The sequence below is a fragment of the Streptomyces canus 299MFChir4.1 genome, from assembly GCF_000383615.1.
In the GTDB taxonomy this organism is placed as follows: domain Bacteria; phylum Actinomycetota; class Actinomycetes; order Streptomycetales; family Streptomycetaceae; genus Streptomyces; species Streptomyces canus_C.
In genome coordinates this window covers 1-12,395 of the sequence record NZ_KB911610.1, presented here as the reverse complement: position 1 = coordinate 12,395, position 12,395 = coordinate 1, and the positions used below count along the sequence as shown (strand labels likewise).

Genomic DNA, 12,395 nt, shown 5'->3' with positions numbered 1-12,395 from the left:
CCGGAGCCCACTGGGCCGGACCTCAGCCCCGCGTCTCCACACCCTGGGGAAAACGCGTCCCCGTCAGCTCCTCCGACGCCGTCCACAGGCGCCGGGCCACGGCGGGGTCGCTCGCGGCCGCGCTCCGGCCCACCAGCGTGGGCGCGCCCCGCATCTCCCCGAGCCCGTCCGGTCCCACATAGCTCGCCCCCGGCAGGTCCTGCGTCGCCGCGTACAGCGTGGGCAGCGCGCCCGCCGTGTCGTCCTGCGCCAGGAACCTGTTGCCGAACCTCATGAACAGCCGTGCCGCCGAACTCGCCGCATGGCTCTGGAGGTTCGTGGCCGAGTAGCCGGGGTGCGCGGCCAGGGCGCGGACCCGGGAGCCCGCCTCCGTGAGCCGCCGCTGGAGTTCCAGCACGAACAGCAGGTTCGCCAGCTTCGACTGGCCGTAGACGCCCCTCGGGTCGTAGGCCGACGTCCTGTCCAGGTCCTCGAAGTGGATCCGCTGGTCGCCCCAGCGGTGCGCGCCCGAGGACACCGTGACGACCCGGTCGGTGACATGCCGCAACAGCAGGTTCGTCAGGGCGAAGTGACCCAGATGGTTGGTGCCGAACTGCATCTCGAAGCCGTCCGCCGTCCGCTGCTGCGGGATCATCATCACGCCCGCGTTGTTGACCAGCAGGTCCAGCGGGCGGTCCCAGGCCGCCGCGAACTCCCGTACCGACGACAGGTCCGCCAGGTCCAGCCGCCGGACCTCCGTGCTGCCGTTCACGGTCCTGGCCGCCGCCTCGCCGCGCTCCGGGTCCCGTACGGCGAACACGACGTGCGCGCCCGCCCCCGCCAGGGCCTGCGCGGCCCGGAGTCCGATACCGCTGTTCGCCCCCGTGACCACCGCCGTGCGGCCGGTCTGGTCCGGGAGGCGGGTCGCGTTCCACTTCTGCTGCCTGTCCGTAGCCATACGCCGAATGTAGGCGCCGCCAACAATGCTGTCAATGACAACAAAGCTGGCATCGACTACATCCGGATACGATGGCGTCCATGCCAGCCGAGAAGCCCGAGACCCGCCCCTACCACCACGGAGACCTGCGCTCCGCCCTCCTCGAAGCCGCCGAGCGCACCCTCCGCGACAGGGGCACCTCCGCCTCCCTCTCCCTGCGTGAACTCGCCCGCGACCTCGGCGTCAGCCACGCGGCCCCCGGCCGGCACTTCAAGGACAAGCAGGCCCTGCTCAACGCCCTCGCCCTGGTCGGCTACGACCGCATGGCCGAGGTGCTCGAAGCCGCCGACGACCCAGGACTGGCCCTCCAGGACCGTCTCACCACCCTCGCCCGGGCCTATCTCGGCTTCGCCATCGACAACGCCGAGCTCCTTGAGCTGATGTACGCCCGCAAGCACGAGCCCGACGCCGCCGAGCAGATGGCCGCCGCGATCGACCGCACGGTGGGCGCCCTGGAGCGGGCCGTCGCCGCCGCCCAGCAGCGCGGTGAGATCGTCGACGGCGACCCCGAGCACCTCACCCTGGTGGTGGGCAGCGCCCTGCACGGCCTGGCATCCTTCGCCGTCACCGGCAAGTTCACCACCGAGGCCGCGATGGGCGCCGTTCCGGGACTGGTCCATCACCTGCTGTACGGCCTCAAGCCCCGCTGACCGGCAGCGCCGACCCGCCCGCACGCACCGGGAGTTGTGCGCGACGCGTGTAGATGGTCAAGCCGTGACCATCCCCCGCCCATCCGCCGGCCATTGATCAGCAATCCCCCAACGCCCTTCGGTAAGGCGGAAGTCAGGATTCCGTCGCCTGTCTTGTTGTCACGTACTCAACAAAGGGATGGTCGTCGCGGGTCGCCGCCCCCACCGGGAACCTCACCGGTGGTCCCCCACCGCAGGCCTCTGCAACCACTTCCTGGAGGCTTTACGTTGCGTATGTCCACCCCCACCACCCCCCTCATATCCGGCAGATGGCGTCGATACGGCTCCGTCGCCGCGGCCACCGGCGCGCTGCTGCTCGCCGGCCTCGGCACCGCCGCACACGCCGGCGCGGCCCCCGCGACCACCCCCCACAAGGTGAGCAGCAAGGCCATCGCGGCCGCTGTCGCCAAGGCGCACGTGACGTACGAGAGCGCGTGTGGCGCCACTCCGAAGAAGGGCTACGCCGCCTGCAACGCCTTGCGCGTGACAGGTGGCACCACCGCCTTCCAGTTGGAGCAGGCGGCGAAGAAGGGCACGAGCCCCGCGACCGTCTCCCCGAAGGCGTCCTCCGCCACCCCGACCGGCTACGGCCCGAGCGACCTCCGGTCCGCCTACGGCCTGACCTCCGCCGCCGCGAACAACGGCTCCGGCCAGACCATCGCCATCGTCGATGCCTACGACGACCCCAACGCGGCGGCCGACCTGGCCACTTACCGCTCCTACTACGGTCTGCCGGCCTGCACCACGGCCAACGGCTGCTTCAAGAAGGTCTCCCAGACCGGCTCCACGACCTCCCTCCCCACCGCCGACAGCGGCTGGGCAGGTGAGATCTCCCTCGACCTCGACATGGTCTCCGCCATCGCCCCGAACGCGAAGATCCTCCTCGTGGAGGCCAAGTCGGCCACCATGGCCAACCTGGGCAAGGCGGTGAACGAGGCCGTCACCCTGGGCGCCAAGTTCGTCTCCAACTCCTACGGCGGCTCCGAGTCCTCCTCGGACACCTCCTACGACTCCTCGTACTTCAACCACCCCGGCGTCGCCATCACCGTCTCCGCCGGTGACGAGGGCTACGGCGCCGAGTACCCCGCCGCCTCCAAGTACGTGACCTCGGTGGGCGGCACCGCGCTCTCCAAGTCCTCCACCACTCGAGGCTGGACCGAGAGCGTCTGGAACACCAGCAGCACGGAGGGCACGGGCTCGGGCTGCTCCACCTACGACGCCAAGCCCTCCTGGCAGACCGACACCGGCTGCACCAAGCGCATGATTTCGGACGTCTCCGCCGTCGCCGACCCGGCCACCGGCGTCTCCGTCTACGACTCCTACGGCTCCGACGGCACGGGCTGGAACACCTACGGCGGCACCAGCGCCTCCGCCCCGATCATCGCCGCCGTCTACGCCCTCGCGGGCACCCCGGGCAGCAGCGACTACCCGGCCAAGTACCCCTACGCGCACCCGTCCGCCCTCAACGACGTGACGTCGGGCACCAACGGCTCCTGCTCGACGAGCTACTTCTGCACCGCCACCTCGGGCTACGACGGCCCGACCGGCTGGGGCACCCCGGAAGGAGTAACCGCCTTCACCGGCTGACCCTCCGTCAACGAACGGGCCGCGGCTCCCCTTCCGCGGCCCGTTCGTCATGCCCAGGGCCCTCCGGGTTAGCCTTCACCCGCGGAACATCGGTGCCAGAAGCGCCGCAGGTCGTAAGAGGGGTCAACGACGGAACCACACGACAGGTTCCGCTCAGGCCTCATTGCCCGGCGTGACCTGCCGTGATACACAGAGTGACCAGACAGTCATTCGTACGAAACTCGCCAACCGATGACGCCAAGTCGACATACGACGGCGGAATTGTCGGCGACAATGATGCCTGACCTCTGCGCCCACGCAGGGGAGACGGAACTACCCACCAGGGGCGGTGACTTACATGCTCTTTGCGGCCGACAAGGGAGACATCAACACCATCATCGGCGGGATCGCTCCCGACTGGGGCCCCTTCGGGGCACTGGGTACCGAGGCGAAGACGCTGATCCAGGTCGTCATGGCGGTCGCCATCCTGCTCTGCCTCGGCATCGCCATCTGGGGCGCCGCCAAACAGCGCATCGGCGCCACCGCCCTGCGGGACACCTTCAGCGCGGAACAGGGCAAGGGACTCATCATCGCGGGCCTGACCGGCGTCTTCATCATCGGATCGCTGGGCACGCTCTTCACCATCGTGTACGGCATGGCCGTATAGCCGCCGCGTCCGGTCGACGCACCTCCGGTCCGGCCGGGCGCGCCCGGTACCCCCTCTACCCCACCCGTCCGCAGTGCCCACCGGCTGAGGTTGCGTCCCCCCGATGTCTCCGATCTCCTCGATGACTCCGATGACTCTGATGCCGAGTCACCACACCGCGCCCGCGCGGGAACCAGCGGGGCTACCGTCGTACTCGTACGCGTTTACCCGCACTTTCCCGCACCACGTCGAGGGGGCGTAAGCGGCATGAGTCTCGGAGACGACCAGGAGGGCTCCGGCGGATACGGCGGCACCGGCCAGACCCGCACACACCTGCCGGGCGGCACCACGGACGTGTACGGCGGCGCCCGCCGCACCGGCCGCTCGTCCTCCCGAAGCCTGGTCACCGTCGTCGGCGTCGTCGTCCTCCTGATCGCCGCGATCGCCTTCGCGAACCGCGGAGGAGACGATTCCTCCTCCTCGGCGAAGGGCGCGGGCAGCCGGCCGGACGCCTCCGCAACCACCCCCACCGGCACCAAGCCGGTGCAGTCCACCCCGGGCACCATCCCCACGGGCTACGCACACGACGCCCAGGGGGCGCAGAGCGCGGCGGCGAACTACGCGGTGGCGTTGGGTGCGGTCGGCATGTTCAACAAAACCGAGCGCGACGCGACGCTCCAGGCCATCGTCGCCCCCGCGCGCCTGGCCGGGTTCGAGTCGGCCATGGACAGCGCCTACACCCCTGCCTTCAGCAAGAACGTCGGCCTGAACGACGACGGCTCCACACCCGCCGGCTACACCTTCGTGTCCCGTACGAATCCCATCGGCACCAAGGTCACCGAGTCCGCCCAGAACAACATGACCGTCGAGGTCTGGTGCAGCGGCCTGCTCGGCATGGCGGGCGAGAACTCCACCAACCCCGTCACCAACAGCTGGTTCACCGTGACCATGAAGCTCGAATGGGCGGCCGGCGACTGGAAGGTCGTCACACAGTCCCAGAAGGAAGGCCCGGCGCCCGTCCCAGGCGACGACACGGCCTCCAGCGCCGACGACATGGCGAAGGCCGTTGACGAGTACGGAGGGTTCACCTATGCGCGGTAATCGCTACGTACTCAAGACAGCCGCGGCGGTCACAGCCGTACAGACGGCGACCGTCCTCCTGGCGACCCGGGCCTTCGCGGCCCCGTCACCCTCTCCGTCCCCCTCCACGAGTGACAAAGCCTGCGACCTGATCACCGGCACCGCCCGGCAACTGTGCGAGAGCGACCGCAACAGCAAGCGGAGCGGCGGGTCGATCAACGACGACCCCACCTCCACCCTCGACCCCATGTCCTCCCTCGCCAAAAGCTGCGCCAAGGCCGCCGCCTGGACCATCGGCAAGCTCAGCGAGGCCGTGAAGGAGACCGCGAACGTCGACTTCACCAACCAGAAGTTCCTCCAGCAGTACGCCGTCGTCTTCGCCGCATCCACCATCCTCACCCTTCTCCTGTGGCTGCTGGCCGTCGCCAAGCGCGCGGTGCGAGGCGTCCCCCTCACCACCGCCATCAGCGAGGCGATCGGGTTCCTCTGGCTGACCGTGCTCGCGTCCGCCTTCACCCCCCTGATCCTCTACACCGTCGTCTCCGCCACGGACGGCGTCTCAGAGGTCCTCGCGAAGGCCACCGGCGACCAGACAGACACCTTCTTCGGCACCTTCTCCGGCGCCCTGGAGAAGGGCAACGACATCGGCGGCGGCCCCATCATGCTGATCGTCGTCTCCCTGGTCAGCATCCTCGCCGCCGGAGTCCTCTGGCTGGAGCTCGTCATCCGCGCCGCCCTCCTCTACGTCGGCGCCCTCCTCGGCACCGTCGTCTACGCCGGCCTCGTCGACAAGAACCTCTGGGGCCACGTCCGCCGCTGGGCCGGCATCATGATCGCCGTCATCCTGGTCAAACCGGTGATCGTCATCGTCCTCGGCCTCGCCGGCGCGCTCTCCTCCGACGACGGCCCCGACGCCTTCTCCGCCGTCGTCTCCGGCCTCGCCATCATCCTGCTCGCCATCTTCGCCAGCGCGATGATCTACCGTTTCGTCCCCGGCTTCGGCGACGAGATCGCCGGCTCCCGCAACAACCGCATCATGCAGAACGCCGAGGGCAAGGCCGCCGCGGTCATCAGCTCCCCGGCCACCCTGGTCGCCCAGGGCATCAAGACCCACAGCTCCCGGGCCGACAACAACGGTCAGGCCTCCGGAGGTTCGGGCGCCCGCCCGAGCAACCCGGCGTCCGGCGGAGTCGCCGCCCACAGCTCGCGCACCCCGAACGGAGGCGGCGGATCTGTCCCCTCCGCCGCTCCCGCTCCCCGCACGGGCAACCCGGTGAACACCCCGCACGCCGGCAACCGCAACGCAGGCAGCAACAGCACAGGAGGTGACGGGCGTTGACGACCGAGTCCCACGTGTCGCATACGGTCACGCCCCGCCGTACATATCTGATCGGCCGCGCCCGGCCGAACGCGATCGTCGGCCGCAACCGCGAGACGGGCGAGATCGCGCTCATCATCGTGGGCGCGTTCCTCGGCATGATGTGCGGGCTCCTCGTCCCGGTCCTGTCCCTGCGCATCGTCCTGCTGACGGGCTTCCCGCTGCTCGCCCTGGCCGCGGTCTACGTGCCGTACAAGCGCCGCACCTTCTACAAGTGGTTCGAGATCAACCGCAGTTACAAGCGCACCCTGCGCCAGGGCACGACCTACCGCTCCTCCGTGATGGAGGCCGGCACCCACGTCGACGGCCGCGAGGTCGAGGTCGGCCCGCCCCCGGGCATCGGCCGGATCAACTGGCTCGCCGCCCCGTTCGGGCCCGACGAGATCGCCGTACTCCTCCACGCGGACCGCCGGACCGTCACCGCCGCCATCGAGATCGAGGGCCCCGGCGTCGGCCTGCGCGACTCCGAGGACCAGGAAGCCCTCGTCGACCGCTTCGGCACCCTGCTCAAGCACGTGGCCAACGGCGACGGCTTCGTCACCCGCATCCAGATGCTCGCCCGCACCCTCCCCGCCGACCCCGACGCCCACGCCAAGGACGTCGCCCTGCGCGGGGACGACAAGGCGCTGCCCTGGCTGCAGACGTCGTACGATCAACTCCAGTCGATGGTGTCCACCAGCAGCGAGCAGCACCGCGCGTATCTCGTCGCCTGCATGCACTACACCCGTGAACTGGCGGCGGAGGCCCACGCGATGGCCCGCGCCGCCCGCCCCCAGTCCGGCCGCAGGCTGGACAAGGACGCGGGCCTCGCGGTCGTCATGGCCCGCGAGCTGACCGACATCTGCTCCCGCCTCCAGGAGGCCGACATCCGGGTCCGCCAGCCCCTCGGCCAGGGCCGGCTGGCCTCGCTGATCCACTCCATGTACGACCCCGACCACCCCATCGACCACATCCAGGCGATGACCAAGCGCAACGCCTGGCCGGCCGAACTCGACGCCATGGAACCGACCTTCCTCCAAGCGAAGACGAGGGAATCCAGCACCCGCGCGCCCTGGTGCCACGCCACGGCCTGGGTGAAGGAGTGGCCGATGACCCCGGTGGGCGTCAACTTCCTCGCCCCCCTCCTCGTCCACACCCCGGACGTCATCCGCACGGTCGCCGTCACGATGGACCTCGAACCCACCGAGATCGCCATCGAGCGCATGCTGACCGAGAAGACCAACGACGACGCCGAGGCCTCCCGGGCCGCCAAGATGAACCGGACCGTGGACCCGCGCGACATCGCCGCCCACAACCGGCTCGACCAGCGCGGCGAGGACCTCGCGAGCGGCGCGGCCGGGGTCAACCTGGTCGGCTACATCACCGTCTCCTCCCGTAACCCCGAGGCCCTGGCCCGCGACAAGCGGACCATCCGGGCCTCGGCCGGAAAGTCGTATCTGAAACTGGAGTGGTGCGACCGGGAGCACCATCGCGCCTTTGTGAACACACTTCCGTTCGCCACCGGCATTCGAAGGTAGGGGCAAAAGCATGCGGGATCCGCTGTCCGTCCTCTCCGACGCCTTCGCGGCCTTCCTCTTCGGAAAGGTCGAGACGACCCGCCTGCCGGTCCGCACCTCCACCGGCCAGGCGCAGGCGGTCTACCTCCCGACCGCCGCGCCCGGCCTCGGCGACTCGGGCGTGATCATCGGCCGTGAGGTGTACTCCGGCAAGGGCTACATCTACGACCCTTTCCAGCTCTACGGCCAGCAGCTGCCGGCACCCCACTGGCTGGTCCTTGGCGAGTCCGGCAACGGCAAGTCGGCGCTCGAGAAGACGTACGTCCTGCGGCAGCTGCGCTTCCGTGACCGCCAGGTCGTCGTCCTCGACGCCCAGGGCGAGGACGGCGTCGGCGAATGGAACCTCATCGCGCAGGAGTTGGGGATAACTCCCATCCGCCTGGACCCGATGGCCGCCCTGGACATGGGGATCCGCCTCAACCCGCTCGACCCGGCGATCACGACGACGGGGCAGCTCGCCCTGCTCCGGACCATCATCGAGGTCGCGATGGGCCACGGCCTCGACGAGCGCTCCGGCTTCGCGCTGAAGGTCGCGCACGCCTACGTCAACGAGACGATCGTCGAACGCCAGCCGATCCTCACCGACATCGTCGAGCAGCTACGGCACCCCGAACCCGAGTCGGCCGAGGCGATGAACGTCGACATAGAGGACGTCCGCGCGTGGGGCCTCGATGTCGCCCTGGTCCTGGACCGCCTGGTCGACGGTGACCTGCGGGGCATGTTCGACGGCCCGACCACGGTCGGCATCGACCTCGACGCGCCGCTGATCGTCTTCGATTTGTCCCACATCGACCGCAACTCCATCGCCATGCCCATCCTCATGGCGATCGTCGGTGTATGGCTGGAACACACCTGGATCCGCCCCGACCGCAAGAAGCGCATCTTCCTGGTCGAGGAGGCCTGGCACATCATCGCCAGCCCGTTCGTGGCCCAGCTCTTCCAGCGCCTGCTGAAGTTCGGCCGCCGGCTCGGCCTGTCCTTCGTGGCGGTGGTCCACCACCTGTCCGACGTGGTGGACGGAGCGGCGGCGAAGGAAGCGGCAGCCATCCTGAAAATGGCCTCGACCCGTACCATCTACGCCCAGAAGGCCGACGAGGCACGAGCGACGGGCCGCGTCCTGGGCCTGCCCCGCTGGGCGGTCGAGATCATCCCGTCCCTCAGCCCCGGCATCGCCGTCTGGGACGTCAACGGCAATGTCCAGGTGGTCAAACACCTGGTCACCGAGACCGAACGCCCCCTGGTCTTCACGGACCGAGCGATGACGGAGTCCTCCAGCGACCTCACCGACGACGCCCTGCGCGCCGCCGAGCTGGAGGCGGAGGAGCGGGCGGCGGCCTTCGTGGAACAGCACATGGGCGACTCCGAGTCGACGGTGGCGTAGGAGGCCGGGCAGTGGTGAGACCGGACGACCGCCACCAGGGCGGTCAGGGAGCCCAAGGAGGCATCCCGGACGGGCTGTTGGTCGGCATACTCGCCTTCCTCCTCGGCATGACCCTGCTGGTCTGGTCGGCCACGGGCCTCGCCGGCCTGTTCACCCACGGCGACTGGCCCCAGGGCGTCACCTTCACCCGCACCCCCCTGGCCATGCGCCACCTCATCGGCCACCCCCAGGACATCCCCGGCGCCTGGCCCGACACCCCGGCCGGCCAGCTCGCCGGATACGGCCTGCTCTGGGGCCTGTTCATCGGCCAGCTGCTGATCCTCATCGTCCTGACGATCTTCGTGATGGGGACGCTGGCCCGCTGGCGGGCGGTACGCGCACGGACGCGAGCGGAGAAACTGGCGACACGGGAACGCCTTACGGCCCCGGAACCCCGTCACGAGGTACCGGCACCCAGACCGGCGGCGGAGCAACAACCGACGGCCACGGTGCCGCTGACCAACCCGCTGCTGCCGTCGGCCGGACAGCCGCAGCCGACGACGGCGCTCCACTCCCATGGGGGCCACCCGCACCCGACGACGAATGTTGAACGGGTCGGCGGGTGGGAAGCACAACGCGCCGAAGGCGCGATCCTCTACGCCCCCCGTGAAGCCCGCCACCCCACCGCCACCCAGGCCATCAGAGACGCGGAGGGCCCCGCCCTCGTAGTCACCTCGAACCCCGCCCTCTGGTCCGACACCAAGGACGCCAGAGCCAAACTCGGCCCGGTCCACGTCTACGACCCCACCCACCTCTGCGACACCCCGGCCCGCCTCCACTGGTCCCCCACAGCCGGCTGCGAGCACAAGGAGACAGCCAAGGCCAGAGCCAGCGCCCTCCTCGCCCCCATCCGCCCCACCGCAAAGATCGACCAGGCCGTCACCGACGTAGCCGAAACGCTCCTGCGCAGCTACCTCCACGCGGCGGCCATAGAGGCCCGCACCATCCGCCACGTCCACCGCTGGTGCCAGGGCACCCAGGTCCAGGACGCCGTCAGAACCCTCCGCACCCACCCCAAGGCGGCCCCCGGCTCCGCAGGCGAACTCGAAGCCGCCCTCACCGCGCACCCCGAACGCCGTGACATCGCCCAGGAGTTGACCAGCCGAGCGCTCTCCGCACTCTTCACGGTCAACATCCGCGAGGCATGCACTCCCAACCGAAATGATGCCCTCGCCTTGGATTCCTTCGTCGACGAAGGGGGCACGCTTTATGTGGTCGGTGAATCGATCGAGGACCCCAGGACCAACCCGGGCGCGATGCCCCTGCTGACGGCCCTCACCTCAAGCGTGGTCGAGCGTGGCCGGCGCATGGCCGAACGGTCATCCTCCGGTCGCCTCGACCCACCACTCACGCTCGTCCTGGACGACGTCGCCGCCGTCGCTCCGCTCCCCCAACTCCCGGAGCTGCTGGCCACCGGAGCGGACCGCGGCCTGCCGACCCTGGCCCTCCTCCGGTCCCGCGAACAGGCCCGCACCCGCTGGCCGGACGCGGACCTCCCGGCGTAGAGCTCAAAGGTCGAAGCCCAGAAGTCGTACACCATCTTGGCTCGCGCCCGTGAACAGCACGACATCCGTGGCCCCCGCGGCCGACGCGGCCCGGCTCACCCCGCCCGTCACAGCACCCGCGTAACCACGCTCTCGCAGGTGGGCCGGCACGGCTCCTTTCGGGGAAGCGGGTGCCGGCCCAGGAGCCGGCGTCGATGGTGACGGCCGCACCCACGTCCGCGGCGAACCCGCGGCACAGGTCACTGAGTTGCTCATGATCGCGCTCTCCCACGAGCCGTCCCCGGGCCCGCCGGAAGCGGCTCCGGCGGCACGAGCGTGCCGCTGCCACGCCTGACGCAAACGGCGGCGGTGGCGTCGTCCGCGCTGACGGAGGGCACGGAACGCCCTAGCGCGAGCAGACGGCCGACGAGGGCTCCGGCCTGCTCGGCGCTGAGCGGAGTCAGACGCGTTCCAGCGCGAACTCCAACTCGGACTGCCCCGAAGCGGCCGTCAGCGGCACGACGACACCCGTGGGCTCGAATCCCGCCTTGCGGTAGAACCGCTGCGCCCGCCCGTTGTCCTCGTGCACGATCAGCCGCACCCGCTCGGCACCGTGCGCCCACGCCCACTCCACCGCGGCATCGAACAGCACATCGGTGAGCCCGTTCCCGCGCTCCTCGGGCCGCACGAACACCCCGACGACATGCCCCTGCTTCCGCTCGACCGGAAACCCGGCCCAGTCCGTGGTCCCGGGCTCCTCCAGCAGCACGGTCACCGTGCCGACCCAGCGCCCGTCCGGCGCCTCGGCGATGACCGTCTGCGCCCCGTCCGCACCGTCGGCACCCTTGGCCGTCCGCTCTCGCCAGAAGGAGTCGGGCCGTGCCGCGGCCTCCTCATAGGTCTCCAGGAAGGCGAGAGGCGCGACCGGATCCTGGAGCGCCACAAGCCGCAACTCCTTCGCGGCGGGCCACTCATCGGCGCGGACGGATCTGATCACGTAGCTCATGCGGGCCACAGTAGTACTCGGGTACTACCCGCCTCACCTGGAATACTGCCCACGGTCCGACGCCCGCCGCCCCGGTCCGCACGAGCATCGAAGCATGATTACGGCAAAGGACCTCACCAAACGCTACGGCGCCAGGACCGTGGCGGCCGACCGGTCCTTAAGCATCTCACCGTCGCCAGGGTGAAATAGAAAAACCCCCGTGCCGAATGGCACGGGGGTTTTCTTAAAATTTGTTCGGCGGTGTCCTACTCTCCCACAGGGTCCCCCCTGCAGTACCATCGGCGCTGTAAGGCTTAGCTTCCGGGTTCGGAATGTAACCGGGCGTTTCCCTCACGCTATGACCACCGAAACACTATGAAGTTCGACCGGAAAAAGACACAGTCGTTGCCTCAGAACTAACACAGTGGACGCGAGCAACTGAGGACAAGCCCTCGGCCTATTAGTACCGGTCACCTCCACCCATTACTGGGCTTCCAGATCCGGCCTATCAACCCAGTCGTCTACTGGGAGCCTTAACCCCTCAAGGGGGTGGGAGTCCTCATCTCGAAGCAGGCTTCCCGCTTAGATGCTTTCAGCGGTTATCCCTCCCGAACG

10 protein-coding genes and 2 rRNA genes are annotated in these 12,395 nt (G+C 69.4%); 8 read left to right on the top strand and 4 right to left on the bottom strand.

Annotated elements, in window-relative coordinates:
* Nucleotides 1-22: 22 nt before the first annotated feature.
* A complete protein-coding gene (locus H293_RS0137400) occupies nt 23-937 on the bottom strand; it encodes an oxidoreductase (RefSeq protein ID WP_020122915.1) in 915 nt (304 codons plus the stop codon).
* Between the two features lie 71 nt (nt 938-1,008).
* On the opposite strand from H293_RS0137400, the gene H293_RS0137395 reads away from it, so the two are divergent.
* The 8 genes from H293_RS0137395 to H293_RS0137360 all read left to right on the top strand — a co-directional run bounded on the left by H293_RS0137395 (nt 1,009) and on the right by H293_RS0137360 (nt 10,816).
* The gene (locus H293_RS0137395) at nt 1,009-1,626 is read left to right on the top strand and encodes a TetR/AcrR family transcriptional regulator (RefSeq protein ID WP_020122914.1); all 618 of its coding nucleotides are present in this window, start codon (nt 1,009-1,011) and stop codon (nt 1,624-1,626) included.
* A gap of 273 nt (nt 1,627-1,899) precedes the next feature.
* The gene (locus tag H293_RS0137390) at nt 1,900-3,252 is read left to right on the top strand and encodes a S53 family peptidase (RefSeq protein WP_020122913.1); all 1,353 of its coding nucleotides are present in this window, start codon (nt 1,900-1,902) and stop codon (nt 3,250-3,252) included.
* Nucleotides 3,253-3,589: 337 nt separating this feature from the next.
* Complete coding sequence (locus H293_RS0137385) at nt 3,590-3,898, top strand: hypothetical protein (RefSeq protein ID WP_020122912.1); 309 nt, start codon at nt 3,590-3,592, stop codon at nt 3,896-3,898.
* Between the two features lie 246 nt (nt 3,899-4,144).
* On the top strand, nt 4,145-4,978 hold the full coding sequence (locus H293_RS0137380) for a DUF8175 domain-containg protein (RefSeq protein WP_020122911.1): 834 nt from the start codon (nt 4,145-4,147) through the stop codon (nt 4,976-4,978).
* Nucleotides 4,968-6,296, top strand: coding sequence for a membrane protein (locus H293_RS0137375; RefSeq protein ID WP_020122910.1), 1,329 nt, complete (start codon nt 4,968-4,970; stop codon nt 6,294-6,296). The genes H293_RS0137380 and H293_RS0137375 overlap by 11 nt, the downstream gene beginning before the upstream one ends.
* On the top strand, nt 6,293-7,852 hold the full coding sequence (locus H293_RS0137370) for an SCO6880 family protein (protein ID WP_020122909.1): 1,560 nt from the start codon (nt 6,293-6,295) through the stop codon (nt 7,850-7,852). Before H293_RS0137375 ends, H293_RS0137370 begins: the two co-directional genes overlap by 4 nt.
* A 10-nt stretch (nt 7,853-7,862) precedes the next feature.
* Complete coding sequence (locus H293_RS0137365) at nt 7,863-9,272, top strand: ATP-binding protein (RefSeq protein ID WP_020122908.1); 1,410 nt, start codon at nt 7,863-7,865, stop codon at nt 9,270-9,272.
* A 14-nt stretch (nt 9,273-9,286) separates the two neighbouring features.
* Nucleotides 9,287-10,816 carry a type IV secretory system conjugative DNA transfer family protein gene (locus tag H293_RS0137360; protein ID WP_028808529.1) on the top strand — a complete coding sequence of 510 codons (1,530 nt, stop codon included), beginning with the start codon at nt 9,287-9,289 and terminating at the stop codon, nt 10,814-10,816.
* A gap of 439 nt (nt 10,817-11,255) precedes the next feature.
* On the opposite strand, the gene H293_RS0137355 is transcribed toward H293_RS0137360, so the two are convergent.
* The 3 genes from H293_RS0137355 to H293_RS0137345 all read right to left on the bottom strand — a co-directional run.
* On the bottom strand, nt 11,256-11,801 hold the full coding sequence (locus tag H293_RS0137355; protein ID WP_020122906.1) for a GNAT family N-acetyltransferase: 546 nt from the start codon (nt 11,799-11,801) through the stop codon (nt 11,256-11,258).
* A gap of 232 nt (nt 11,802-12,033) precedes the next feature.
* Nucleotides 12,034-12,150: ribosomal RNA gene (rrf, locus tag H293_RS0137350) — 5S ribosomal RNA — on the bottom strand.
* A 70-nt stretch (nt 12,151-12,220) separates the two neighbouring features.
* Nucleotides 12,221-12,395: ribosomal RNA gene (locus H293_RS0137345) — 23S ribosomal RNA — on the bottom strand; the annotation flags it as partial.